Source organism: Streptomyces sp. NPDC001492, from assembly GCF_053597275.1.
The window spans coordinates 113,888-138,835 of the sequence record NZ_JBSFHW010000009.1; the positions used below are offsets into that span (position 1 = coordinate 113,888).

Genomic DNA, 24,948 nt, shown 5'->3' on the forward strand with positions numbered 1-24,948 from the left:
TCGTACCGAGGACAGCATCCCGCGGAACCCGGCCGGCAGCAGCGCGCCGGCGCCAGGTTTCCGGCCGGGCACTAGTGGAGAGCGCTGCCCTTCTTCCAGGTGGCCCAGGGGACGTTCCAGTCGCCGTAGCCGTTGTTGGCCGCCACGGTGTCGACGGAGTGGACGACCGTGACCGGGTCGCCGAGGCGGACCAGGCCGTAGTACCACTGGGCGTCGCCGGTGCTCATGCCGATGCAGCCGTGGCTGGCGTTGACCACGCCGAACTTGCCCGTGTTCCACGGTGCCGCGTGCACATAGGTGCCGGACGGCGTGAGCTGGACGTCCCACTTGACCGCGCCCAGGTCGTACGCCTCGGGGCCGAAGATCCGCACGGTCGAGGAGTTCATGCGGATGGTCGGCACCTTGCCCAGCACGACCATGGTGCCGTTCCAGGTCTCGTAGCCCTTCTTGCCGCTGGAGACCTTCAGGGTCCGCAGCGTCCTCCCGTTCTTCCGCACCGTCATCGTTTTCGTCGTGACGTTCACCGTGCTCGTCACGGCGTCCCCGATGCGGAAGTCCACGACGCGTTGCTGGGTGCCGTAGAGCCCGTTGCCCGCGTTCACGCCCGCCAGGTCCATGCGCAGCGTGACACGGGTGCCCGGCTGCCAGTAGTTCACCGGGCGGTAGTCGATACGGTCCTTGCCGTCGCGCTCCTTCATCCAGCTCCAGGCGCCCTGGACCGCGGGGGAGGCGGTGACATGCAGCTTCCGCTCGACGGCCGCCTTGTCGCGGATCGGCTTGTTGAAGGTGATCGAGACCGGCATGGCGATGCCGACCGTCGTGCCCCTGTCGGGGTGGTACTCGCCGACGAAGGCGTTCGTCGGCGCCTGGGTGGTGAAGGAGGCGGTCTTGTCGAGAGCCGACCCGCCGTCCGTCTTGCCGTGCGCCTTCACCGTGTAGGTGGTGCCCGGGGCGAGCGGTGTGGTCGAGGTCCACACGGACCTGTCCTCGGACCAGGTGCCGGAGATCGGGCCCGGGCCCGGGGCGCCCACCTCGACGGAGATCAAGGATCCGCCCCGCGCGTGCACCGTCACCTTCCGCCCGACCGGCACCTTCGCACTCCCGGCTTCGGGCTGCACGACTATCGCGGGCGGTCCCCCCTTGTCCCCACCGTCCGCACCGCCGCCGGAGCTGCACGCGGCGAGAAGGACGGCGGCGGCCGACGCGAACGCGAGCGGAGGTGCGGTCCGGCGGCCCCACGGTGCCGGCAGGCGCTGTGGCATGGGACTCTCCCCTTCCCCAAGGGCTGACTGACGTTGATCGGTGTGTTGCTTTGTCGCTTTCCTGGTACCCCGGGAAGGCATCCGGGCGACCGGCCCATTGGGTGACTGCTCCCGTCGGCCCCTGTGAGTCGAGGGCGCGGTGCCGTCGCCCGGGGCTGGCCGTCAGGTCATCCCCCGGCGGTCCGGCGCGTCACCAGTCCGATGAGCGCGGCGACCGCCGCCAGCAGGGCGACGCTGGTGAGGGCGGTGGGCAGGGAGAACCAGTCGGCCATGAAACCGATCGCGGGCGGGCCCAGGAGCATGCCGCCGTAGCCGAGGGTGGAGGCGGTCGCCACGCCGCCGGGGCCGGCGAGCGTCCCGGCGCGTTCGACGGCGACCGGGAAGAGATTGGCGAGACCGAGCCCCGTGACGGCGAAGCCGATCAGAGCCGCCCACAGCGAGGGCGCCAGGGAGCCGGCCAGCATGCCGAGTGCGGCGGTGGTGCCGCCCGCGATCACGGTGCGGGTACGGCCGAGACGTTCGAGCAGGGTCGTCCCCGTCAGCCGGCCGACGGTCATGGCGAGCGCGAAACAGGAGTACCCCAGTGCCGCGGCTCCCGCGGAGGCGCCCAGGTCCTGTTCGAGGTGCAGTGCACCCCAGTCGGCCATGGCCCCCTCGCCGTATGCGGTGCACAGGGCGATGAGCCCGAACACGGCAACCAACCCGCGGCGACGGCCGTCGAGGCGGCGCGGACCGTCCTGCCCCTGGTCGCCTGCGGGCTCGGGCGGCTTGGGCGGCTGCCGGCGCAGCAGAGAGCGTCCCGCCACGGCCGTCACGACAAGCCCGATGACGGTCAGGCCGAGGAGATGCCGGGTGGGGGAGAGATGCCCGGCGACCAGACCGCCGAGCCCGGCGCCGAGCATGCCGCCCAGGCTGAAGGCGGCGTGGAAGCCCGGCATGATCGGCCGCCGCAGGGCGGTGACGAGGTCGACGGCCGCGCTGTTGAAGGCGACGTTGATGCCGCCGTAGGCGGCGCCGAAGACGAGGAGAACGGCGCCCAGTGCAGGCGCCGAGTGCGTGAGCGGTGGCAGGGCGACGCTGAGGGAGAGAAGCACGCCGCAGACGACGGTGACCCGGTGGTTGCCGTAGCGGCGGCACAGGCGGCCCGTGAGCATCATCGTGATCACTGCGCCGGCGGACACGCCGAGCAGGGCGAGCCCGAGGGCGGCGGCGGAGGCGCCGGTCTGTTCCTTGATCGCGGGGATGCGCACGACCCAGCCGGCGAAGATGAAGCCGTCGAGGGCGAAGAAGACGGTGAGGGCGACACGGAGACGGCCGAGGGTGTTGCCCGGCACGGCGGTGTGCGTACGGACTTTGTTTATTATCGGCACAAAGTCAGGTTAGGTCGGGGTGAGGGACAGGGCAAGGAAGTTGTCCGATGCACCAGGTGGCCGGCCGGGACGGCTCATCGCGCTGCTCGCCCGGTTGGTGCGTGCCGTGCGGGGGCCGCAGCGTGGCCCCCGTGTCACGCTGCGGCCCCCGGGACCGGGGCGGGCTCTCAGCCGCGTGCCGGGGGCGTGTAGAAGTCACCGACGGATGTCCAGGCACCGTTCTTCACGACCACGCGCTGCACGCTGCGCGTGCCGAGGTGGTTGCTCGCGCTGAAGTGCATGACCGGCGACACCCCCGGGTCCACCTTGCTCGCCTTCTGGTACGCGGCGGTGAGGGTCTGGGGCGTGACGGGCCCCTTGATGGTCTTCGTGATCTCGGCGAACACCTTCGCGTTGCTCCAGCCCCACAGGGCGAGGAATCCGGCGGTCTGACCGGGCTCGTACTCGGCCATCGCGGTCCGGAACTCCTTCACCGCGGGTTCCTCGCCGGAGGGCGCCTTCACCAGCTGTACGGCCTTGAGGCCCTCGGCGGCGTCCTTGGCCAGGGCGACCGTCGACTCGGCGGCCACGGGGGCGTAGGCGTAGGTGGGCAGCGAAAGACCCTGGAGCTTGGCCTCCTTGAGGAAGGCGGCCGCCTCGGGGGAGGTGAGGATCAGGACCACCGCCTGGGTCTTCGCGGCCTTCACCTTGCTGATCACGGGTGTGTAGTCGGTGGTCTGGTACTTGACCGGCAGCCGGTCGACCTCGACCGAGGGATCCACCTTCTTCGCGACGGGCTCCACCTGCTCGGCCACGTTCACGAACGCGGCCGGGTCGCTGTGCACGACGAGGATCTTCTTCGCGCCGTCCTGCACCGCCCACGCGGCGACCGCCGCGGCCTGGTCCTCGTAGAGGGTCTGGGTGCCGAACAGACCGGGACGCGGCTGCTCGTACCAGGACTCGGTGCCGCCCACCTCGTTGAGGACCGGCACCTTGGACTGGGTGAGGACGAAGGGGAAGGCCGCCTCCGCCTGTGCGGTGCCGTTCGCGTTGACGATGGCCACGACCTTGTCCTGTCCGACCAGTTCACGTGCGATCTGCACGGTCTGCTGCGGATCGGCCGCGTTGTCCTTGACGGTCCACTTGACCTTGCGGCCGTTGATGCCGCCCTTGGCGTTGAGCATCTTGAAGTACGCGTCGGCGCCCGCCTTTTCACCCACGCCGTACGTGGCGGTGGCGCCCGAGAGAGGGAGCCACGCCCCGATGTGGATCTCGGAAGAGCTGCCGCCGGCCGCTGCGGAGTCCTGGCCGGCGCAGGCGTTGGCGGTGAGCGCCACCGCGGCCAGGACGGCCATCGCTCCCGCGGTGCGGCGGAATTTTCTCATCGTTCGGAACACGGTCCACCTCGTTCACAACGGGATTGTCAATTCACTGAAGATGTCCGGGCGTCGGCCGCCGCGGTCGTGGTGGCGGGGTCCTGGCCGCCGCTGAAGTACGCCGCCTCGGCCAGCGCCGCGAACTCCGGGTCACCCGGCCGCCCTTGGGCCGCGACCACGCCCTCGTGCAGCACGGCCACCTCGTGGCACACGGACATGGCCCGGCTGAGCAGCTGTTCGAGCAGTACGACGGTCAGGCCTTCGTGGGCCAGCGTGGCCAGCCGGTCGTACACCTCGTCGACCAGGGCGGGAGCCAGCCCGAGGGCAGGTTCGTCGACGATCAGCACGTCCGGCGCGACGATCAGGGCCCGCGCGATGGCGAGCATCTGCTGCTCGCCGCCGGACAGCCCGCCCGCGGAGGCGGACAGCCGGTCGCGCAGCCGGGCCGGCAGCCACTCGACGGTCTCCTCCAGTCGCTCGCGCATCGGCGCACCGGTGATGCCCGCCGCGTAGGCGGCGACTTCGAGGTTCTCGCGCAGGGAGAGCGTCCTGAACAGGGCCCGCCCCTCGGGCGCCAGGCTGGTGCGGACGGCTCCGCCCAACTCCCGGTCGCCTCGGACCGGTTCGAGCGAGCCGTGCAGGATGCCTGCCAGTGTGCTCTTGCCCGCGCCGTTGGCTCCGGCGACACCCAGCACGACCCCCTGGCGGACATCGAGGTCGACGTCGCGCAGGGCGAGCACGCCGCCGTATGTGTGGCCGACCCCGTGCAGGCGGATCATGCTCCGCTCGCTCACCTGCGCGGGCGGCCGGGTCCTGCCGTCGACGGTTCCCAGGTACGACGACCGCACCTTCGGGTCCTGCAGAACGGTGTCCGGGGTGCCCTCGCCGATCGTGCGGCCGAAGTCGAACGCGAGTACCCGGTGGGCGACGGAGAAGAGGTCGTCGAGGACGTGGTCGATGACCACGACGGCGGTGCCGTGGTCGTGCAGCCGCCTGATGTGGCGAGCCAGCAGCGCCCGCTCACCCGCGTCGAGGCCGCCGAACGGCTCGTCCAGGATCAGCAGTCTGGGACCCTCTGCCGTCGCACGCGCCAGGTCGAGGCGCTTCTGCAGGCCGAACGGCAGCTCCCCGGGGCGGCGATCGGCGACGTCCGCGAGACCGACGGAGTGCAGCAGCCGCGCGACCTCGGCCCGGTCCCGGGCGGTGATCCGGCGACGGGTGCACAACACGTTCTCCGCGACGGTGAGTTCGGAGAAGACCTCCGCGTGCTGGAACGTACGGCCGATGCCCAGCCGCCGCCGTGCGGTCGCCCTGGCCTTGAGGAGGGGGCGACCGGCGAATGCGGCGCTCCCACTCACCCGTCCGTTGCCGGTGAGCCCCGACAGGGCGTTCAAGAGGGTTGTCTTTCCCGCTCCGTTGGGTCCGATGACCGCCAGGATCTCGTTCTGCCGCAGGGACAGCGAGGCGTCCTCCAGGGCCTTCAGTCCGCCGTACGAGACCGACACGTGCTCCAGATGCAACAGGACGGAACCGTCGGACGGAGGTTCGAGGGGCGCGAGGTCCGTCGACTCGTCGGCAGGCGGCGGGACCTCGGTTTCCGTCCGTCGCGCCACGCGCCGCAGCACGCTCCGTGCGGGCTTGGCAAAGAACGGTACGACCCCACCCGGCAGGAAGAGGAGCACGGCGATCAGTACGAGGCCCTGTACGACCGGCTGGGGCAGTCCCACGGCGGACGAGAGCGAGGGATTCCAGGTCAGGTAGATGCCGCCGGCCACGGCACCGACGATGGTGCCGACCCCGCCGAGCACGCAGGCCGCGATGAGCGAGATGCCGAAGGCCAGCGAGAACGGATCCGGGCTGACGAACCCGGTGAGCAGACCCAGCAGCACCCCCGCGAAGCAGGTGCAGGCCCCGCTCACCGCGAACGACAGCGACGACTGTGCCTCCGGCGCGATGCCGATCGTACGGGCGGCCAGGGGATGCGACTTGGCGGCCACCAGCCGCATCCGCAGCCCCGAGGCGGCGGCCGGAACGGCCAGCGCGAGTACGACGGCGGCGGCGCCGACCGCGAGGTACTGGGCCTCGGTACCACCACCCAGGAGGGTGAGCGGACCGAGTGCGCTGCGCAGCTGGACGACCGGCACTCCCTGGTCGCCGCCGGTCACGCTGCTCCAGCGGTTGATCAGCTCCAGGGTCACGGTGGTGAAGGCCAGGGTCAGCAGGGCGATGTAGAGCACCGAGAACCTGGCACCCGCGTACCCGAGGAAGGCGCCCAGGACGGCGCCGGTGGCGACGGCTGCGAGAACCACCGCTTCCAATGGCCAGTCGTGACCGCTGCCGTACGCCGCGAAGTAGGCGCCGATGGCGAAGAACGCGGGATGGCCCACCGACCAGATGCCGGACCAGCCGGCGAGCAGGCCGACCGACAGAATGACGAGCGTGTACACGGCCGCGAGGCCCACGGAGTACATCTGGTAGGCGGGGATCGCGCCGGAGGCCATGAACGCCATGAGCACCGCGCCGGCGGCCGGACCGAGGGCGGCTTTCGCCAGGAGGGAACGGTTGAAGACCATGGAGGCGACCCCTCAGACCCGTTGGAAGGTGCGGGTGCCGAACATGCCCTGGGGGCGGATCAGCAGCACCAGCACGGTGAACGAGAACACGAACGTGTCCCGGAAGCTGGCGGAGACGTAGTTCGCCGCCAGGTTGTCCAGGACGCCGATGGTCAGCCCGCCGAGGACGGCGCCGTACATGCTGGTCAGGCCGCCCAGGAAGATCCCGGCGAAGGCCCGGAACAAAGGCGCGACCAGTGCGGTCGGCACCAGGCCTGACCGCGGCGCGTACAGGCAGGCGGCGAGCGCGGCGAGACCGAGTCCGAGCGCCCAGGAGATCCTGGCGAGCCGCTGCGAGCTCAGCCCGACCACGCGGGCGGTGTCCGCCGACTCGGCCGCGGCCCGCATCGCCGAGCCGAGCGTGGTGCGGGCGAACAGATAGCCCACCAGCGCCATCGCCACGGCCGCGACGGCGATCGTCAGCAGGCTCTGGACCGGCACCGCGGCGCCCGACCAGCGCACCGACCCGTCGACCAGGTTGGGGAAGTCCTTGGGCTGGTCGCCCCAGATCGATCCGGCCGTGCTCTCCGCGACCAGGGACACGCCCATCGTCACGACGAGCGCGGAGAACAACTGTCCCTGGCCCAGCGGGCGAATCACCGTCTCGCGCACCAGCAGGCCCGCGACCACGGTGATCGCGACGGCGGCGAGGATGCCGAGCACCGTGGCCACGCCGCGGTCGTGGAGCGAGAGCGCCACGTACAGGCCCAGGGTGGCGAGCGAGGCCATCGCGAAGTTCACGACGTCCGTGGCCCGGTAGATGATCACCAGTCCGAGACCCATGAGGCCGTACACGGCTCCACTGGCCACTCCGCTGACCAGGACAAGCAGGAACTGACTCACAGTCCCTCCCTCGGGGACGAGCGCGTTCGCGCCATGTGTGCGGGAAGCATGATCACCTCACGGACTCTTGAGTTAAAGTGAACTCAATTCGGTAAGCTAGGCACTCGAATGCCGGACGGGCAAGCCTCGTGCACGGGATTTGTGCCGAGCGGGCGGTCGGGGCTCAGTGCCCGACGGGCGCCGGCGTCTCGATGAGTGCGATCCGTGCCGCCGACAGGCCGAAGACCGGAGCCGGGGCCGGGCCGCACGCGTCCGCACCGGCCGCGAGCAGGCCGGGCACCGGAAGTCGCCCGGCAGAGGACGCGGACGGGGCGTGCGCCCCGGCGTCGATCAGCAGACCGCCGAAGGTGAAGGTGATCGCCGGGGTGGCCTCGATGACGTAGAACGGAGGTTCGTCGAGGGGGCGGTGGTCGAGAAGGCGACCGGGCGTCGGCGTGCCGTTCTCGTCGGCGGTGGCATGGGAACGTGTCCACCCTTGGGGTGCCCTCCACATGCGAGGCGGTGATCCACTCGCGGTGGCGCGCGCGTCGGCCGGCTCCGGGGCGCCGTCCGGATTGACCCGGCGCATCTCCTCGACGGTCGGGTCGTCCAGACGAAACCGGCGAAGCGCGCGGAGCCGCCGGTGTGCTCCGCCCTCTCCGCCAGGACCACCGAGCCGCCCTCGGCGGCCACATGGGCGGCGGCAGAGAAGGCGGCCATGCCGCCGCCTGTCACCGGCACATCCACTGTCTCCGTATGCACAGCGGGTCCCACCGCCTTCGTGTCGCCGAATGAAGCAAGACGCTAATTGAACTCACTTCTGGAGTCGAGAGGACTGCGGGCGGGGTGTGACGGTACGGGTTTCGGCCGGATCAGTCGGGGATCAGAACCGCGCGGCCTCGTACCTCGCCGGCGCGCAGCCGCGTGATCGCCTCCGCCGCGCCCGACAGCGGGAACCGTTCCACGCCCACCCTCAAGGAGCCCTCCAGCGCCAGGGCGACGACCGCTCGCAGTTCGGGCAGGGTCCCCCAGAACGGCAACGAGATCTGCGTTCCGGGCGGGAGCGCGCCGGGCTTGCGGACCGTGAGCTCCCCGCCGCCGCTGCCCACCACGGCCAGTGCGCCCCCCGCCCGCAGCACGTCCACAGCCGGCTCCAGACTGGAGGGGCTGCCGACGAAGTCGAGCACGGCCGCCGCGCCGACTCCGCCCGCGCGGCTTCGCAGGACCGCCGCCGTGTCGGACCGCAGGAGCGTGCTGAAATGAGCGCCGCACTCGTCGGCCAGGGCGAGCGCCTCCTCCCGTACGTCCACGGCCAGCACCTGCGCGGACGTCGTGGCGCGCAGGATCTGGACGGCCAGATGCCCCAGGCCGCCGACGCCGAGGACGACCACGCTCGCGCTCGCGTCGTCGCCCAGTGCGCGCCGGACGGTTGCCACGGCGTGGTACGCGGTGAGCCCGGCGTCCGACAGGGGCGCTGCCTGGACGGCGGCCAGGCCGCCGACCGGGACCAGAAGCCGTCCGGACGGTACGAGCATCAGGTCGGCCATCCCGCCGTCGCGCCCGAGACCCGCCCCCGTTCCGGTGCGGTCGGCGTCCAGAGCCGCGCGCCGGTCGCAGTAGTTCTCCGCCCCGGCCGCGCAGCGGGCGCAGCTCCCGCAGCCCCAGGGACCGTAGACGACCACCCGCTCGCCGACCGCCGGACCGGTGGCGAGCGGGCCGCGCTCCACCACCCGGCCCGCGACCTCGTGTCCGAGGGTGAACGGAATCCGGTACGGAAGATCCCCCGGCCGGGCGTCGGTGACGTGGAGGTCCGAACGGCAGAGGCCGGCCGCCTCCACCTGGATGAGCACCTCTTCGGCGGTGTGCGTGGGCCGCGCCACCTCGGTGAGGATCGGTGGGCCGCCCCAGCGGGTCAGCCGGAGTGCTCTTGTCCTGCCTGTTGACATACCGGCGACGGTAACAAAAATGAAGTCAGTTCAGTAGTGGCTGTGAGGTGGTGACCGTGCATGGCGGGTGAGCACGCGGAGCGTTTCACCGGGCGGATCGCCCTCGTCACCGGCGCGGGATCCGGCATCGGCGCGGCCGTCGCCCGGCGACTCGCCGCGCAGGGGGCCGAGGTGTTCGCAGCGGATGTCGACGGCGAGGCGGCACAGGCCGTCGCGAAGGAGGTGCCGCAAGTGCACGCCCTGACCTTCGACGTAGCCGAACCGGCCCAGGTCGACGAGGCCTTTGACGAGGTCGTACGGCGGCACGGGCGGCTCGACGTCGTGGTGCACGCGGCAGGAGTCGACGACCCCGCGGCCAAGGAGTGCATCGCCGAGGCCCTGGTCGCGGGCCGCCCGCCGGAGGTGACGGTGCGGCTCGGCGACGACGCATGGCGCCGCGTCATGCGCGTCAACCTGGACGGCACGTTCCATGTGCTGCGCGCTGCCCTGCGGGTCATGGTGCCGCACCGGTCCGGAACCGTCGTGACCGTCGGCTCGTCGTCGGCCTTCGACGCCCAGGCCGGTTATCCGCACTACGCGGCTTCGAAGGCCGGTGCGCATGCGCTGAGTCAGTCGGTGGCCAAGGAGGCGATCGCTTTCGGGGTTCGCGTCAACACGGTGGCGCCGGGGCCGACGGAGACGGGCATGGCGGCGCGGACGCCTGCAGCGCTTCGGCAGGGGTTTGCCGATCCGCGGGTTCGTCCGTATGCGACGGCGGAGGAGATTGCCGACGTTGCGTTGTTCCTGGCGAGTGAGGAGGCGGCGAACGTCGTCGGTGCTGTGGTGCTTGCCAATGGTGGGCGGTTCACGGTGTGAGGGTTCAACTCGAAGTGGCCGGAAGCGAGTTGCGGGTGGCTGGTCGCGCCCACGCGGCGGAGCCGCAGGAAGTCACAGCCCCGCGCCCCTCAAGGCGGCGTGGTCGAGGGAGGTTTGGATGTTCCGGCTGGATGCCGATCCCGCACTGATGCTGGAGTCCGACGAGCAGCGTCAACTGCGAGCGGTGCTGAGGGACTTGCTGGACGACGCCTGTGGGCCCGAGGGAGTGCGCAAGCAGGTCGAGAGTCGGCGGGGCTACGACCGGGCGCTCTGGGACCGGCTCGCCGGCGAGATCGGGGTGCATGGGCTCGCTCTGCCCGAGGAGTACGGCGGGGCCGGGTACACGTTCGCCGAACTCGCCGTCGCTTTGGAGGAGACGGGGCGTGTGGTCTGTCCCGCGCCGCTGCTGTCGACCGTCGTGCTGGCCGGACAGGCCCTGCTGAGCAGCGGTGATCGGCCGGTCTGCGAACGCTGGTTGCCGGGGATCGCCTCCGGAGCACTCACGGCCACCGTCGCCGGATTTCTGCACCCCGCCGACGTGACGGCCGAGCGCACCTCGGGTGGCTGGCTGCTGCGCGGAGAAGCCGATTTCGTGCCCGACGGCGAGGGCGCCGATCTGCTGCTGGTTTCGGCCCGTGCGCCGGACGGGGAGCGGCTGTTCGCCTGCGAGCCGGACGGCGCGACCTGCGCCCGTACGGCCCGCCGGGTCCTCGATCCCACGCGCCGCCAGGCGCTCGTCCGGTTCCGGGAAGCGCCTGCCGAGCCGGTCGGTGAGCTCGGGCAGGCGGCAGGAGTCGTCGACGCCGTGCTCGACGCCGGCCGGGTGGCTCTGGCCGCCGAGCACGTCGGCGGCAGCGCGCACGCACTGGACGCCGTACTCGACTACGTGTCCCGACGGACTCAGTTCGGGCGTGCCATCGGCTCGTTCCAGGCCGTCAAGCACCGGCTCGCCGATCTGCTCGTCGAGGTCGAGGGTGCGCGATCGGCCTCGGCGTACGCGAGCGCCTGCCTTGCCGGAGGGGCGTCGGAACTGCCCGTGGCCGCGAGTGCCGCAGCTGTTTCGTGCACCAGTGCCTATCGCCTCGCCACCACGGAATACGTGCAGCTCCACGGCGGGATCGGCTTCACCTGGGAGCACCCGGCCCACCTGTATCTGCGCCGGGCACGGGCCGACGAGGCCTTGTTCGGTACGGGCGACGACCATCGCCTGCGCCTGGCCGGGTTGCTCGGTCTCACCGGTTCCACCGGCTGATCGTTCGTCGGTCGCGCAGCGGCCAGTGTCTCCCGATCCATTGACAGGGGCATCTGTCCGCCACAGAATCGAACTCAATTCAGTTCAGTTTGGAGGAGCTCATGGCAGTCGAGGACGAGATCCAGTTCGAGCGGGACGGGCATGTGGCGCGGGTCTGGCTGAACCGTCCGCACAAGAAGAACTGTGTGACGGTGCCGATCCTCAACCGGCTGGACGAGATCATCACCGAGGTCGACGCGGACCCCGAGCTGCGCGTGCTGGTGCTGCGCGGGCGAGGGAACACCTTCTGCTCCGGGTTCGACCTGGACAGTCTCAAGGCGGACTTCGTCGGCAGGTCCAACGCGATCGACGTCGCCGTGCTGTCGGCGAAGGTCTGCGACCGGCTGTACTCGATGAAGACCCCGTCCGTCGCGGTCCTCGAGGGCCATGTCACCGCCGGTGGCTTCGAGTTGATGATCTCCTGTGACTTCGCGATCGCCGCGGACGACGCCCTGATCGGTGACTTCCACATCCGGCGCGCGCTGTTCGGCGGTGCCGGCCCGATCTACCGGGTCCCGCGCATGATCGGTGTCCGCAAGACCAAGGAGCTGATGCTCACCGGCAAGCTGCTCACCGGGGTCGAGGCCGCCGAGTTCGGCCTCGTCAACGCCTCGGCGCCCGCCGACAAACTCGACGCCACGGTCGAGGAGTTCACCGACCAGCTCGTCGACAAGAGCCCGTTCACCATGTGGATCACCAAGATGACCATCGACCGGAGCCTCGACGCGGACATCCAGTCGCTGATGGTCATGGAGCACCTCGCGGTCGGTGTGATGCTCAACTCCGAGGACGCGGCGGAGGGTGTGTCGGCGTTCCTGGAGAAGCGGGAGCCGCAGTGGAAGGGCCGCTGAGCGCCGCGGAGGAGACCGGGAGCCGGCTGCGCGGCTCCCGTTGCGCCGACTGCGCGGTGGCCGTCTGTCCCGCCGCCCCGGCGTGTCCGCGCTGCGGGGGGCCGGCCGAGCCGGTCGTGCTCTCCGCCACGGGCACGCTGTGGACCTGGACCGTGCAGCGGTACGCGCCCAAGTCGCCGCCGTACGTTCCGCCCGCCGCCGGATTCGCCCCGTTCGCTGTCGGGTACGTCGAACTGCCTGAAGGAGTACGGGTGTTGGCCGTCCTCGACTTCCGGCCCGAGGAGGCGGAGATCGGCATGCCGCTCACGATCACGGTGGGGGACGGGGTGCCGAGGGCCGTGGGAGCCGCCGTATGAGCGAGGAGGAGGTGCTCGTCTGCGGCGCCGGGATCACCTCCTTCGCCCGTACGGAGGTGAGCGGCCGGCAGTTGGCCGTGCAGGCCGTGCGGTCCGCTCTGGCCGACGCCGGGCTGCCGTGGTCCCGGGTGCGGGCCGCTTACGGCGGCAGCGATGCGGCCGGAAACGCCGACACGCTGGTGGCCGAACTCGGCCTGACGGGTGTGCCGTTCACCAACGTGCGCAACGGCTGCGCGACCGGAGGCAGCGCGCTGGTCGCGGCCACCCACGCGATCCGGTCCGGGGCGGCGGACGTCGCCCTCGCCGTCGGCTTCGACAAGCATCCGCGCGGCGCCTTCGACCCGCGGCCCGTCGACTGGGGGCTCGACGAGGCCTACGGCCGCGACGGGCTGATGGTGACCACGCAGTTCTTCGCCATGAAGATCCAGCGGTACATGCACGACCACGGCATCAGCGCCCGCACCCTCGCCCTGGTCGCCGAGAAGGCGTACGCCAACGGAGTGCTCAACCCGCACGCCTGGCGCCGCAAGCCGCTCGACGCGGACGAGATCCTGGCGTCCGGGATGGTCAACGACCCTCTGACCCGGTACATGTTCTGCTCGCCCGGCCAGGGGGCGGTCGCCCTGATCCTGTGCAACCGTGCGGTGGCCCGCGAGCTCGGCGGAACCCCGGTCGCGCTGCGGGCGGCGGTCGTACGGACCCGCAGGTTCGGCTCGTTCGAGGTGTTCAGCCCGTGGGCGCCACCGGGATCGCCGACGAGTGTGAGCGCGGACACCGCTCAACAAGCCTTCGAGGAAGCCGGGTTGGGGCCGCGCGACATCGACGTGTGCCAGTTGCAGGACACCGAGAGCGGGGCCGAGGTGATGCACCTGGCCGAGTGCGGGTTCTGCGGGCACGGCGAGCAGGAGTCGCTCATCCCCTTCGGGGCGACCGGGATCGGCGGCTCGCTCCCGGTCAACACCGACGGCGGGTGCATCGCCAACGGCGAGCCCATCGGCGCCTCCGGACTGCGCCAGGTCCACGAGGTCGTGCAGCAGCTGCGCGGCCGGGCCGGCGAACGGCAGGTGCCGGGGGATCCGTCGACCGGCTTCACCCATGTGTACGGGGCGCCGGGCGTCAGCGCCTGCACCGTGCTGACCCGCTGAAAGGAGGACCATGGACGGCATACCCGGCCCGCACGAGTTCCGCGCCGAAGCCCGCAACTGGCTGACCGGCGTGGCGAAAGAGCGCAACGGACACCGGGAATGGGGGCGTGGTGACGACTCGGTGGCCGTCTTCGAGAACTGGACCGAGGCCGAGGAGCATGCCCACACCGACCGCATACGGGACTGGGAGCGCATCCGGTACGACCACGGGTGGGGCGCGTTCGGCTGGCCGCCCGAGTACGGAGGGCGTGAACTGCCCTCGTACTACGAGCAGTTGTACCGTGCGGAGGAGGCCGCCTTCGAGGTGCCGCGGCGTACCGAGGTCTTCCCGGTCACCCAGCAGCTCGTCGCCCCCGCCCTCCGGGTCTGGGGCACGGAGGAGCAGAAGCGCCGCTGGTTGCGCGCCATGCTCCGCACCGACGAACTTGCCTGCCAGCTCTTCTCGGAGACCGAGGCGGGCTCCGATCTCGCCGCCGTCCGCACCCGGGCCGTGCGGGAAGGAGACGGCTGGGTCCTGCGCGGGCACAAGATCTGGACGTCCGGCGCCCGCGTCGCCACCTGGGGCCTGGCCGTCTGCCGTACAGATCCCGAGGTACCCAGACACGCGGGCATCACGGTCTTCCTGGTGCGGATGGACGCGCCGGGCGTGACCGTACGGCCCATTCGGCAGATGACCGGCGGCGCCAGCTTCAACGAGGTCTACCTGGACGACGTGTTCGTTCCGGACACCGACCGGCTGGGCCCCGTCGGCGAAGGCTGGCGGGTCACCCTCACCGTGCTCGCCGCCGAACGCCTCGACTCCGGCGGACTCGGCCTGGACAACGCCGACCGCGTCCTCGACCTCGCCCGCCACCTGTCCCGCCCGCTCACCGGCGGCGAACGACAGCAGGCGGCAGACCTGTTCGTCCGTTCCCTGATTCAGCGGCTCACCGGGCTGCGTGTGATGTCGACGCTGGCGGCCGGCCGCGAACCCGGTGCCGAGGCCTCGGTCGGCAAGCTCCACGCCACGGCGACCATGCGCGCCACCACCGACCTCGTCCAGCAGCTCCTCGGTCCGCGCCTGGCCGCCGACACGGGGGAGTGGGGCACGTTCGCCTGGACGGAGCATCTGCTCGGCGCCCCCGGCTACCGCATCGCCGGCGGCAGCGACGAGATCCAGCGCAACATCCTGGCCGAGCGCGTGCTCCGGCTGCCCAAGGAGCCGAAAGGAGGGGGGAGTTGAGTACGACGACCGAGGTGAGCGAACTCGGGCGACGGGTCCGCGAGCGGCTGGCCGAGCGACATCCGGGCGAGCCCGTCGGCGACCTGCGCACCTTGCCCGGCGGCCACTCGGGCCTGACCTACTCCCTCACGGCGGGACCGGTCTCGTACGTCGTGAAAGCGGTGCCGCCGGGACAACGCCCCGTCGGCCGCAACGACGTCCTGCGTCAGGCCCTGGTCCTGCGCGCTCTCGCCGGATCACCGGTGCCCGTGCCGGGTGTCGTCGCCGTCGACGAGGGTGAACCGGCCTGGTTCGCCATGGAGTTCGTGGACGGCGAGGCGATCGAGCCGGTCCTCGACGAGCACCGGCTCGATCCGGGCCTGTGTCGGGCCCGGATGCTGGCCCTGGCCGGCGTGCTGCGGGATCTGCACGGCACGACGGGACCCGGGGCGGGTGAACCGCTCGGCCCGGCAGGGGAGTTGGGGAGGTGGAGTCGCACCATGCGGGCCGTGCCACCGGAACTGCGCCCCGGGGCCGAGGACGTGCTGGCGGCCCTGGCAGCACGCATCCCCGATGGCATTCCTCCCACCCTCACCCACGGCGACTTCCGCCTCGGCAACGTCCTGTGCCGGGGCGAACGGCCGGCCGCCGTCGTCGACTGGGAGATCTGGGGATACGGAGATCCGCGCATCGACCTCGCCTGGTTCCTCCTCTTCGCCGACCACCGAAACTTCCCCCGGGTGGGCCGTGTCGTCCCCGGCCTACCCGGTGAGGAAGAACTGCTCACGGCCTATCTGGACGGCCGTTCGGAGCTCCCCGCCTTCGACTGGTTCCGCGCCCTGGCCCGCACCAAGATGGCGGCGATCATGGGCCACAACCTGCGCCGGCACCGCGAGGGCAAGCACCACGACCCCGACCAGGAGCGGCTGCCACCGACCATCGCGGCGATGATCCGCACGGCCCGCGACCTCCTCGCCCATCGGTCCTGAAGGAGCCCACCATGGATTTCGGACTCTCCCCGAAGGCCGACGAACTCCGCTCTCGCATGGCCGCGTTCATGGAGGAGTACGTCCTGCCCGCCGAGCCAGTCCACGACCGGCAGCTCGCCGAGGCGGACGATCCCCACGAACTGCCGCCGGTGATGCGCGAGTTGAAGGAGAAGGCGCGCGCCGAAGGGCTCTGGAACCTCTTTCTCGCACACGGCGACTGGGGCGCCGGCCTCACCAACCTCGAGTACGCGCCGCTCGCCGAACTGGCCGGGCGGTCGATCATCGGTCCTGAGGTGTTCAACTGCTCCGCCCCGGACACCGGCAACATGGAACTGCTCGCCCTCTTCGGCACACCCGAGCAGCAGGACCGCTGGCTGCGGCCGCTGCTGGCCGCCGAGATCCGGTCCTGCTTCGCCATGACCGAGCCCGAGGTGGCCAGCTCCGACGCGCGCAACATCCGTACCCGGATCACCCGTGACGGCGACCAGTACGTCGTCAACGGGCACAAGTGGTACACGTCCGGAATCCTCGACCCCGACTGCCGGCTGATCATCCTGATGGGGGTCACCGACCCGGACGCACCGACGTACCGGCAGCAGAGCATGCTGCTGATCCCGCGCGACACCCCTGGCATCACCGTGCTGCGCGATCTGCCGATGTTCGGCTACACCGACCGCTGCGGCCACGGCGACGTGCTCTTCGAGGACGTACGGGTGCCGGTGTCGTCACTGGTGGGCGGTGAGGGCGAGGGATTCGCCCTGGCCCAGGGGCGCCTGGGACCCGGCCGTATGCACTACGCCATGCGCGCGGTCGGATTCGCCGAACGGGCACTGGAGCTGATGTGCCGCCGCACGCTGACCCGTACCGCCTTCGGAGGCAAGCTGGCTGAGCGGGGCGTCGTCCGCGAGTGGATCGCCCGCAGCCGCATCGAGATCGAGCAACTGCGGCTGCTGGTCCTCAAGTCGGCCTGGCTGATGGACACCTCGGGCAACGCGGCCGCCCGTACCGAAGTCGCCGCGATCAAGGTGGCCGCGCTGGAGGTCGCGCACCGGGTGGTCGACCGGGCCGTCCAGGCGCACGGCGCCGCGGGGGTCAGCGACGACACCGTACTGGCACGGCTGTACGCGATCACCCGGGCGCTGCGGATCGCGGACGGTCCGGACGAGGTGCATCTGCGGACGGTCGCACGGCGTGAACTGGCCAAGTATCCGGAGGAGTCGGCGTGAAGGGACAGGAACTGGGCGGCCGGGTCGCCGTGGTCACCGGCGGCTCCCGGGGCATCGGACTCGGTATCGCCAAGGCGTACCGGGAGGCGGGCGCGCATGTGGTCATCGCCTCCCGGAAGCCGGACGGACTGGCCGCGGCACGCGAGGAACTGCTGCGGGTCAAGGGGGACGGAGACGTCCACGAGGTGGTCGCCAACGTCGGGGAGCCCGAGGACGCCGAGCGCTGTACCGAGGAGACCGTGTCCCGCTTCGGCAGCCTCGACGTCCTGGTCAACAACGCGGCCACCAATCCCTACATGGGCGATCTCCTCGACCTCGACCTGCCACGCGCGGAGAAGACCGTGCGGGTCAACCAGTACGGCATGGTCGCCTGGACCCGCTGTGCCTGGCAGGCGTGGATGCGGGAGCACGGGGGAGCGGTCGTCAACATCGCCTCCGTCGGCGGACTGGTCGTCGACCCGCACATCGGCTGGTACAACGCCACCAAGGCGGCCATGCTGCACATGACCCGCCAACTCGCCTACGAACTCGGCCCGATGGCACGTGTGAACGCCATCGCCCCCGGGCTGATCAAGACCGAGCTGGCCCGGGCCGTCTGGGAGCCCAGGGAGCCGATCCTGACCGCGAAGCTGCCGCTGCGCAGACTCGGGACGGTGGAGGACGTGGCGCACGCGGCCGTCTTCCTGGCCTCCGATGCCTCGTCCTGGATGACGGGGCAGACGCTGGTCCTGGACGGCGGGGCGACCGTGCTGCCGATCGGGGTGGAGGGGTGACCGGCATCGAGGAGCTGTTCTCGCTGCGCGGGCGGACCGCCGTGGTCACCGGGGCGTCGTCCGGGCTCGGGGCCAGGTTCGCCACGGTGCTCGCGGCGGCCGGCGCCACCGTCTTCGCCGCCGCCCGGCGGCTGGAGAAGCTCAAGGAACTCGCCGACGACAACCCGCGCATCCATCCCGTCGTCTGCGATGTCTCGCGGGAGGCGGAGCGTGTGCGGCTGATGGAGACGGCGCTCGACGAGAGCGGCCGGATCGACGTCCTCGTCAACAACGCCGGCGCGCCCGGTGCCGTACGTGCCGAGGACGAGAGCGCCGACGACTTCTCCGGCGTGCTGGATGTGAACCTGGTGGCGCCCTTCCACCTCGCGCGGCTGCTGGCCGAGGGGCCGTCGTCGTCCGGTCGTACGCGATCGGTGGTGAACGTCTCCTCCGTCCTGGGGCTGGTCTCCGGCGCCCCACTGGGTGGTGCGGCCTACGCCGCGTCCAAGGCCGGGCTGGTCGGGCTGACCCGTGAGCTGGCGGGGCAGTGGGGCAGGTCGGGGGTGCGGGTCAATGCGCTCGCCCCCGGCTGGTTCCGCTCCGAGATGACCGACGGGCTGTTCTCCGACGAGCGCTCCCGGCGGTGGGTCGAGCGCGGCACGATGCTGGGGCGCGGCGGTGAGCAGGGGGAACTGGACGGTGCACTCCTCTACCTGGCCTCGGACGCGTCCTCGTACTGCACCGGGCACGTACTCACCGTCGACGGCGGGTGGACGGCGCGATGAGAGTCACGGTCGACATCGACGGCGAGGGCCTGGCGCGGGTCGAGATGTGCCGCGGATCGGGCAACGCGATCGATCTGGCGATGGCGCGGGCGTTGCTGGACGCCGCGAGGGAGTGTGAGAAGGCGCGGGTACGGGCGGTGCTGCTCACCGGGCGAGGGCGGTCCTTCTGCGTCGGGGGTGATCTCAAGGAGTTCGCCGCGCTGCCGGGCGAGCGCCTGCCAGGGCATCTCACCGAGGTCACCGACGCGCTCCACGGGGCGTTGCGGATCCTCTCCGGGCTGGATGCTCCGCTGGTGGTCGCCGTGCAGGGGGCGGCCGCCGGGGCCGGGCTGGGCCTCGTGGCGGTCGCGGACGTGAGTCTCGCGGCGAGCGACGCCGGCTTCACGGCCGCGTACACCGCGGTCGGGTACACGCCGGACGCCGGGGTCAGCTGGTCACTGCCCCGGCTCGTCGGGCCGCGGCGGGCCGTCGACCTGCTGCTGACGAACAGGCGCGTCCCGGCCGCCGAGGCCCTGCAGATGGGTCTGGTGAGCCGGATCGTGGCACCGGAACAGCTGCACGAGGAGGCCGCGCGGACGGCGGGAGGGCTGGCGCGCGGAGCCACCGGAGCGTACGCGGCAACGCGTCGGCTGGTCGGGCGGGCGCTCTCCGCCGGCCTCGACGAACACCTCGAGACGGAAGCGCGCCGGCTGGCCGCCTCCGCGGTGTCCGCGGAGGGCAGGGAGGGCGTGTCGGCGTTCATCGAGGGGCGCCCGCCCGACTTCGCGAGGAAAGAGGCATCCGTGCGGTCGGACGGCCCATGACGGATCCGTCCGATCTTCGATTCGTAGCCGACTTGAACTTGGGTCTACTCTCGGACGACCGGACGGTGATCGGTACCGCCCGTGGAGAAGAGGGAGAGGCGATGGCAAGGGCGCGGATCGTGGATCCGGAGGAGGGGCCCAGGTCGAAGCGCAGCGCGATTCTCGTGGCTGCCGTGGAGCGGTTCGGGGAGGACGGGTACGAGAACACCAAGTGGTCGGAGGTCGCCGACCGGGTCGGCATCGGGCAGACAGCCCTGTACCACTACTTCGAGTCCAAGGCCCACTGCCTGCTCACCATCATGCGCCTGGAGCTCCAGCGCTCCCACGACCAGTTCGTCGAGGCCACGACCGACGAGCCGGACCCGGTGGAGGAGCTGCGCGCCGCGGTCCGGTCCGCCTTCGCGGTCACCGAGCAGGAGATCCGCCAGATGCGCATCCTGCAGGCCAACATGTCCCTGCTCGCCACCCCGCGGAAGTCCAAGCGCGAGGAGACCGAGCGCGTCGCGGCCCGCCAGCTGGTCCAGATGGTCGAGCGGGACTGGACGAGCCTGCTGATGCGCGGCATGGCGAAGGGCGCCTTCCCGGTACGTGACGCGCACACCCTCGGCCTCGCCGTCCTCGGCATGATCGTGAGTGTCTGGCGGTGGTACCGCCCGACCGGCGCGATCCCCCTGGCGGAGATCAGCGAGATGATCGAGGGATGCGTGGTGCGGATGGTCGCGGAATAGGCCCCGCCCCGCCCCTTGTCCGGGGCGGGGCGGCCGCCTTACAGTCAAACTGAACTGAACTCAGGTTGTTTCCTGGCGGTGAGGGAGAGCGGTCGGCAATGGTGCTTCGCGAATACATGGCCAGGATGGACGGCCAGGACCCGGAAAAGGCCCTCGAACTCCTGGAACCCGGCTTCCGGTTCCTCATAGCCCTCCCCGGCGGCCAGCGGGCCGGCACCTCCCGCGCGGACTTCGCCGGCTACATCGCCGGGCGGAACGCGGTGGATCGCAGGCACGAGATCGTGCGCCACTCGGTCGACGGCGACGTCGAGACGGCATACGGCTTCGTCGTCGACGGGGGCGTGACGACCGGGGCCTTCCTGTCCGCCGTGCAGGTCTCGCCCGCCGGGCTGATGGCCCGCTACCAGTCCTTCTTCACCCCCGACTTCGACCTCGTGGACCGGCCGTGAGCGCGCCGGCCACATCCCCCGCGCCGTTCCTGACCACCTGGTTCGGGATCCTGGACAGCGACAACGCCGACCGGATCCTCGACCTGATCAGCGACGACTTCTCCTTCTCCATCCTGTTCTCCACCGGGGGCGAGGCCGGCACCGACTTCCACGGCGGCCGGCCCGAGATGGAGGGCTACCTCGCCCAGCGCGAGGTGGGGGTCCGTACCCACCATCTGCTCACCGCGTCCACCGCCGGCCGGGACGAGCTGTACCTCGGCGAGGTGCGCCGGTCGGGCGTGCCGGAGGCGACGTTCGTGGCCTCGGCCCGGCTGGACGACGAGGGCAGGGTACGGCGCCTGCTGATCGGGCGCTCGCCCGCGGTCCTGTTCACCTGAGAAGGCGTGATCGAGGAGGCGCGATGTACAACCTCGTCCTGCTGGCCGCCCGGCCGCCCGAGTGGACCCACGAACGGTTCATCGACTGGTGGCGCGGCGAACACGCGCAACTCACAAGGCAGTTGCCCGGGCTCAGGTCCTGGCGGCACACCGACATCGACTCGGCGCTCGAACCACGCTCGGAAGGCTGGGACGGCGTCTCCGTCCTGGGCTTCGACACCGCCGAGGACCTGCACAAGGCACTGCGGAGCCCGGAGTGGGCGGCGGCCGTCGCCCAGGTGGGCGACATGCGCGGACGCCGGATCGCCGTCATTGGCGGCGAGACGGAGCTGTACGCGGACTGAGCACACCGGGGCGTGGAGCCCCTTTCGCAAAGAGGCGAGGAAGTGGATGCGACAGACAGTGCGGGAGTTCTACGACCGGTCCGAACAGGCCGACTTCACAGCCGTCGTCGACGACCACGGACGCCACGGCGCACGTGATCTCCTGCGGCGGGCGACCGAGCTGGCCGACGTCATGACCCCGGACGGCACGCCGGGTGGCACCGTGCTCCTCCAGGCCGACAACTCGTGGCGCACCGTCGCGGCGACCCTCGCCGTGGGGCTGACCGGAGGCGTACTGGCCCTGGTCAACCGGCACACCACCCGCGCCGAGTTCACCGCGGCCATGGAGGACATCCGGCCGGACGTCCTGATCGCCGAACCGTCCGCGACGGAGGAGTGGGGCGGCATCCCGGCCCTGCCGGTCGCGACGACGGCCGAGGCCCTCGACGGCTGGACGGTCCGCGCCGGCCGCGGCCCGCGCGATGTCTCCCGCTGGTCCGGCGGCACCGTCATCGGTCTCACCTCCGGCTCCACCGGACGCCCCAAGGGCGTCGTCCAGTCCGAGAACGCCCTGCGGTACGCGTGCTCCTGCACGATCGACGTCAACGGCCTGCGGGAGGGGGACGCGGTGGCCGCCGTCGTTCCGCTCTCCTCGACCGCCGCCTACTGCTTCGGGGTCTGTCTCTCGCTCATGCTGGGCGGACCCCTCGTCCTGTCCGGCCGATGGGACCGCGAGGAGGCGCTCGCGCGGATGGCCGCCCATGGCGTCCGGTGGACCATGTGCGTGCCGACCATGGCGCTGCAGATGGGCTCCGCCGCGGGTGGTTCGCACCCCCTCGCCGGGGTCCGTTCGATCACCGTCGGCGGCGGCCCCATGGACCGCGGCGCCCTCGCCCGTGCCGAACGCTCGCTCGGGACGAGGATCCTGCGCGTCTTCGGCATGTCCGAGTGCCTCGGGCACACCTCGCCCCGGCCCGACGACCCCGAGGAGATCCGCCTCGGCCGAGACGGACGGCCCTTCCCCGGCACCGACCTCAGGGCCGTCGCCGCCGACGGCACCGTCCTGGGGCCCGGGGCGACCGGCCGGGCCCAGGTGCGCGGACCGTCCCTCTTCCTCGGTTACGCATGCGACGGCAAGGTCGAGCCGCCGGCCCTCACCCCGGACGGCTTCCTCCCCACCGGCGACCTGCTGGTGACCGGCGAGGACGGCACGGTCACCGTCATGGGCCGCGAGAAGGACATCATCATCCGCGGCGGACGCAACCTCGACATCACCGAGATCGAGCGCGCCGTCGCCGCCCATCCGGCAGTGGCCCGCGCCTGCGTGGCCCCCGTACCGGACCCGCTCCTCGGCGAACGAGCCGCCGTGCTCGTCGTGGTCGAGGACGGCAGCGGCGAACTCGGCCTCGACGAGATCGCCGCCCACCTCGCCCGAACCGGCCTGTCCAAGGCCAAGTGGCCCGAGTTCGCCTTCACCGTGGACGAGTTGCCGCAGACCACCGTCGGCAAGCTGGACCGGTCGGGAGCCCGCAGGCTGGCCCACGACCTGCACGCGGGGCTCGCCGTACACCGCGAAGAGCATGGGCAACACCCCGAACAGCGCCGGCAAGGAGACGCATGACCGCCCCCACGACCCGCCCCACCCGTTTCGACCGCGGCCGATGGGCGCAGGGTGGACCCGAGACCGTACGACCCGGGGTCCACCGCATCCCGCTCCCGCTGCCGGAGGACGGGCTGCGGGCTGTCAACGTCTACGCGCTGGAGGGACTGACGGAGGGGCTGGTCCTGATCGACGGGGGGTGGTCGATCCCCGAGTCGCGCAAGGCACTTGAGGACTCGCTGGCCGACCTCGGCCACGACCTCGGCGAGATCAGCCATGTCCTGGTCACCCACATCCACCGTGACCACTACACCCAGGCCGTCGAACTGCGCAGGCTGCTGGGCTCCCGGGTCTACCTGGGCGCGGGCGAGCGCCGGGGTCTCGAACTGCTGGGCGAGCTGCGGACGGACGAGCCGGTCGGCTCGCTCGAGACCCTGCGCAGGGCAGGAGCCCACGACCTCGCCGAGCGCGTCGCCGCGACGTACGAGGGGAGCTTCGACGCCACCGTCTGGGAGGCACCGGACCGCTGGCTGCGAGCAGAGGAACTCTGTTTCGGGGACGCGCGGTTGACGGTCGTCCCGACCCCCGGACACACACAGGGGCACGTCGTCTACCTCGACCAGGCGCGAGGCCTGCTGTTCTCCGGGGACCACGTCCTGCCGCACATCACCCCGTCCATCGGCTTCGAACTCGGCGGCCCCGCCCTGCCGTTGGGTGACTACCTCGACTCACTGCACCTGATGACCAGGCTCGCCGACGCACGCCTGCTGCCCGCGCACGGTCCGGTCGGCGACAGTGTGCACGCCCGGGTCGGAGAGCTCCTGGCCCACCACGACGACCGGCTCGCCGAGACGCTGGCCGCCCTCGGCGCCCGTACGCGCACCGCGCACGCCGTGGCGGGGGAGTTGGGCTGGACCCGGCGCAGGGTGCCCTTCGCGGATCTCGGCGCCTTCGACCAGATGCTCGCTGTCAACGAGACGGCGGCGCACCTGGACGTGCTGGTGGCCCGCGGACGCGCCCGGTGCACACGGACCGACGGGGTCAACTGGTATACGGCCACGGCTGGTTAGAGCTTCTGCCTCCAGCCGGATTCAACGCGCCGTCCAGCCTCCGTCGACGTAGAGCTCGGACCCGGTCATGAAGCTCGCGTCGTCGGAGGCGAGGAAGGCCACGGCGGCCGCCACCTCCTCGGGCGTACCGAGCCGGCCGAGCGGTGTCCCCTCCACCATCGCGGTCAACCGGGGCGTGTCGCGCCACAGTTCGCGTGACCGGGACGTCTCGATGAAACCGGGGTGCAGGGAGTTCACCCGGACACCGCGCTGCGCCCAGTGCAGCGCGGCGTTCTTCGTCATGAGCCGTACGGCGCCCTTGGCCGCGTGGTACGAGAACTGGGCGCCGAACCCGCCGACCGTGCCGAAGATCGACGCGACGTTGACGATCGAGCCGCCGCCGGAGCGTTCGATCGACGGGCCGCCGTACTTCATGCCGAGCCACACGCCCCTCTGTGTCACGCCGAGGACCTGCTCCCAGGAGTCCATGGTCTCGGTCTCGACCGTGTGCATCGTGGCGATGCCGGCGTTGTTGACCAGCACGGACAGCTCGCCGCATGCAGCGGTCGCCGTGGCGACGACCTCGCGCCAGGCCGACTCGTCCGACACGTCCAGGGCCAGCCCCAGTCCGCCGCCTCCGACCTCCTCGGCGAGCTTCTCGCAGCGGTCGGCGTCGAGGTCGGTCACCACGACCGCCGCGCCCTCGGCAGCGAGCCGCCGCACGACGGCGTCGCCGATGCCTCCCGTGGCGCCGGTCACCAGCGCCGTCTTCCCGGACAGTCTCGATTGCATCGGGTCCCC

25 protein-coding genes are annotated in these 24,948 nt (G+C 71.4%); 17 read left to right on the plus strand and 8 right to left on the minus strand.

The features are described from left to right. Positions 1-71: 71 nt before the first annotated feature. The 7 genes from ACWC1K_RS14345 to ACWC1K_RS14375 form a co-directional block, all read right to left on the minus strand. Complete coding sequence (locus tag ACWC1K_RS14345; protein ID WP_450831287.1) at positions 72-1,262, minus strand: L,D-transpeptidase; 1,191 nt, start codon at positions 1,260-1,262, stop codon at positions 72-74. Positions 1,263-1,429: 167 nt separating this feature from the next. Next, positions 1,430-2,632 (minus strand): MFS transporter, encoded by a 1,203-nt coding sequence (locus ACWC1K_RS14350; RefSeq protein ID WP_450831289.1) that lies wholly within the window; start codon positions 2,630-2,632, stop codon positions 1,430-1,432. Positions 2,633-2,799: 167 nt separating this feature from the next. Continuing rightward, entirely contained in the window at positions 2,800-3,996 is a 1,197-nt protein-coding gene (locus ACWC1K_RS14355) for an ABC transporter substrate-binding protein (protein WP_450831291.1), read from the minus strand. A 38-nt stretch (positions 3,997-4,034) separates the two neighbouring features. Beyond that, positions 4,035-6,560 (minus strand): branched-chain amino acid ABC transporter ATP-binding protein/permease, encoded by a 2,526-nt coding sequence (locus tag ACWC1K_RS14360; RefSeq protein WP_450831292.1) that lies wholly within the window; start codon positions 6,558-6,560, stop codon positions 4,035-4,037. Positions 6,561-6,572: 12 nt separating this feature from the next. Continuing rightward, the gene (locus tag ACWC1K_RS14365) at positions 6,573-7,442 is read right to left on the minus strand and encodes a branched-chain amino acid ABC transporter permease (protein ID WP_450831294.1); all 870 of its coding nucleotides are present in this window, start codon (positions 7,440-7,442) and stop codon (positions 6,573-6,575) included. 163 nt (positions 7,443-7,605) lie between these two features. After that, a complete protein-coding gene (locus tag ACWC1K_RS14370) occupies positions 7,606-8,010 on the minus strand; it encodes an FAD-binding protein (RefSeq protein WP_450831296.1) in 405 nt (134 codons plus the stop codon). Between the two features lie 283 nt (positions 8,011-8,293). After that, positions 8,294-9,367 carry an NAD(P)-dependent alcohol dehydrogenase gene (locus ACWC1K_RS14375; RefSeq protein WP_450831298.1) on the minus strand — a complete coding sequence of 358 codons (1,074 nt, stop codon included), beginning with the start codon at positions 9,365-9,367 and terminating at the stop codon, positions 8,294-8,296. A 60-nt stretch (positions 9,368-9,427) separates the two neighbouring features. On the opposite strand from ACWC1K_RS14375, the gene ACWC1K_RS14380 reads away from it, so the two are divergent. The 17 genes from ACWC1K_RS14380 (at position 9,428) to ACWC1K_RS14460 (ending at position 24,168) form a co-directional block, all read left to right on the plus strand. Continuing rightward, on the plus strand, positions 9,428-10,222 hold the full coding sequence (locus ACWC1K_RS14380) for an SDR family NAD(P)-dependent oxidoreductase (RefSeq protein ID WP_450831299.1): 795 nt from the start codon (positions 9,428-9,430) through the stop codon (positions 10,220-10,222). 118 nt (positions 10,223-10,340) lie between these two features. Next, on the plus strand, positions 10,341-11,474 hold the full coding sequence (locus tag ACWC1K_RS14385; RefSeq protein WP_450831301.1) for an acyl-CoA dehydrogenase family protein: 1,134 nt from the start codon (positions 10,341-10,343) through the stop codon (positions 11,472-11,474). Positions 11,475-11,575: 101 nt separating this feature from the next. Next, a complete protein-coding gene (locus ACWC1K_RS14390; protein WP_450831302.1) occupies positions 11,576-12,364 on the plus strand; it encodes an enoyl-CoA hydratase/isomerase family protein in 789 nt (262 codons plus the stop codon). After that, positions 12,349-12,720, plus strand: coding sequence for a Zn-ribbon domain-containing OB-fold protein (locus tag ACWC1K_RS14395; protein WP_450831304.1), 372 nt, complete (start codon positions 12,349-12,351; stop codon positions 12,718-12,720). Before ACWC1K_RS14390 ends, ACWC1K_RS14395 begins: the two co-directional genes overlap by 16 nt. After that, positions 12,717-13,865, plus strand: a complete 1,149-nt coding sequence (locus tag ACWC1K_RS14400; RefSeq protein WP_450831305.1) for a thiolase family protein — start codon at positions 12,717-12,719, stop codon at positions 13,863-13,865. Before ACWC1K_RS14395 ends, ACWC1K_RS14400 begins: the two co-directional genes overlap by 4 nt. 10 nt (positions 13,866-13,875) lie before the next feature. Next, positions 13,876-15,087 carry an acyl-CoA dehydrogenase family protein gene (locus ACWC1K_RS14405; RefSeq protein WP_450831306.1) on the plus strand — a complete coding sequence of 404 codons (1,212 nt, stop codon included), beginning with the start codon at positions 13,876-13,878 and terminating at the stop codon, positions 15,085-15,087. Beyond that, entirely contained in the window at positions 15,084-16,055 is a 972-nt protein-coding gene (locus tag ACWC1K_RS14410; RefSeq protein ID WP_450831308.1) for a phosphotransferase family protein, read from the plus strand. Before ACWC1K_RS14405 ends, ACWC1K_RS14410 begins: the two co-directional genes overlap by 4 nt. Positions 16,056-16,066: 11 nt before the next feature. Then, positions 16,067-17,281, plus strand: a complete 1,215-nt coding sequence (locus tag ACWC1K_RS14415) for an acyl-CoA dehydrogenase family protein (RefSeq protein ID WP_450831309.1) — start codon at positions 16,067-16,069, stop codon at positions 17,279-17,281. Next, positions 17,278-18,054 carry an SDR family oxidoreductase gene (locus tag ACWC1K_RS14420; protein WP_450831311.1) on the plus strand — a complete coding sequence of 259 codons (777 nt, stop codon included), beginning with the start codon at positions 17,278-17,280 and terminating at the stop codon, positions 18,052-18,054. The genes ACWC1K_RS14415 and ACWC1K_RS14420 overlap by 4 nt, the downstream gene beginning before the upstream one ends. Further along, positions 18,051-18,818, plus strand: coding sequence for an SDR family NAD(P)-dependent oxidoreductase (locus ACWC1K_RS14425; protein ID WP_450831312.1), 768 nt, complete (start codon positions 18,051-18,053; stop codon positions 18,816-18,818). The genes ACWC1K_RS14420 and ACWC1K_RS14425 overlap by 4 nt, the downstream gene beginning before the upstream one ends. Continuing rightward, complete coding sequence (locus tag ACWC1K_RS14430) at positions 18,815-19,621, plus strand: enoyl-CoA hydratase-related protein (protein ID WP_450831313.1); 807 nt, start codon at positions 18,815-18,817, stop codon at positions 19,619-19,621. Before ACWC1K_RS14425 ends, ACWC1K_RS14430 begins: the two co-directional genes overlap by 4 nt. Before the next feature lie 101 nt (positions 19,622-19,722). Beyond that, a complete protein-coding gene (locus ACWC1K_RS14435) occupies positions 19,723-20,349 on the plus strand; it encodes a TetR/AcrR family transcriptional regulator (protein WP_450831314.1) in 627 nt (208 codons plus the stop codon). A gap of 98 nt (positions 20,350-20,447) precedes the next feature. Then, entirely contained in the window at positions 20,448-20,798 is a 351-nt protein-coding gene (locus ACWC1K_RS14440) for a nuclear transport factor 2 family protein (protein ID WP_450831315.1), read from the plus strand. Next, positions 20,795-21,175 carry a hypothetical protein gene (locus ACWC1K_RS14445; RefSeq protein WP_450831316.1) on the plus strand — a complete coding sequence of 127 codons (381 nt, stop codon included), beginning with the start codon at positions 20,795-20,797 and terminating at the stop codon, positions 21,173-21,175. Before ACWC1K_RS14440 ends, ACWC1K_RS14445 begins: the two co-directional genes overlap by 4 nt. 23 nt (positions 21,176-21,198) lie before the next feature. Further along, positions 21,199-21,519 (plus strand): EthD family reductase, encoded by a 321-nt coding sequence (locus ACWC1K_RS14450; protein WP_450831317.1) that lies wholly within the window; start codon positions 21,199-21,201, stop codon positions 21,517-21,519. A gap of 46 nt (positions 21,520-21,565) precedes the next feature. Beyond that, the gene (locus ACWC1K_RS14455) at positions 21,566-23,119 is read left to right on the plus strand and encodes a class I adenylate-forming enzyme family protein (RefSeq protein WP_450831318.1); all 1,554 of its coding nucleotides are present in this window, start codon (positions 21,566-21,568) and stop codon (positions 23,117-23,119) included. Continuing rightward, positions 23,116-24,168 (plus strand): MBL fold metallo-hydrolase, encoded by a 1,053-nt coding sequence (locus ACWC1K_RS14460; RefSeq protein WP_450831319.1) that lies wholly within the window; start codon positions 23,116-23,118, stop codon positions 24,166-24,168. The genes ACWC1K_RS14455 and ACWC1K_RS14460 overlap by 4 nt, the downstream gene beginning before the upstream one ends. Before the next feature lie 21 nt (positions 24,169-24,189). On the opposite strand, the gene ACWC1K_RS14465 is transcribed toward ACWC1K_RS14460, so the two are convergent. After that, positions 24,190-24,939 (minus strand): SDR family NAD(P)-dependent oxidoreductase, encoded by a 750-nt coding sequence (locus tag ACWC1K_RS14465; RefSeq protein ID WP_450831320.1) that lies wholly within the window; start codon positions 24,937-24,939, stop codon positions 24,190-24,192. Positions 24,940-24,948 lie beyond the last annotated feature (9 nt).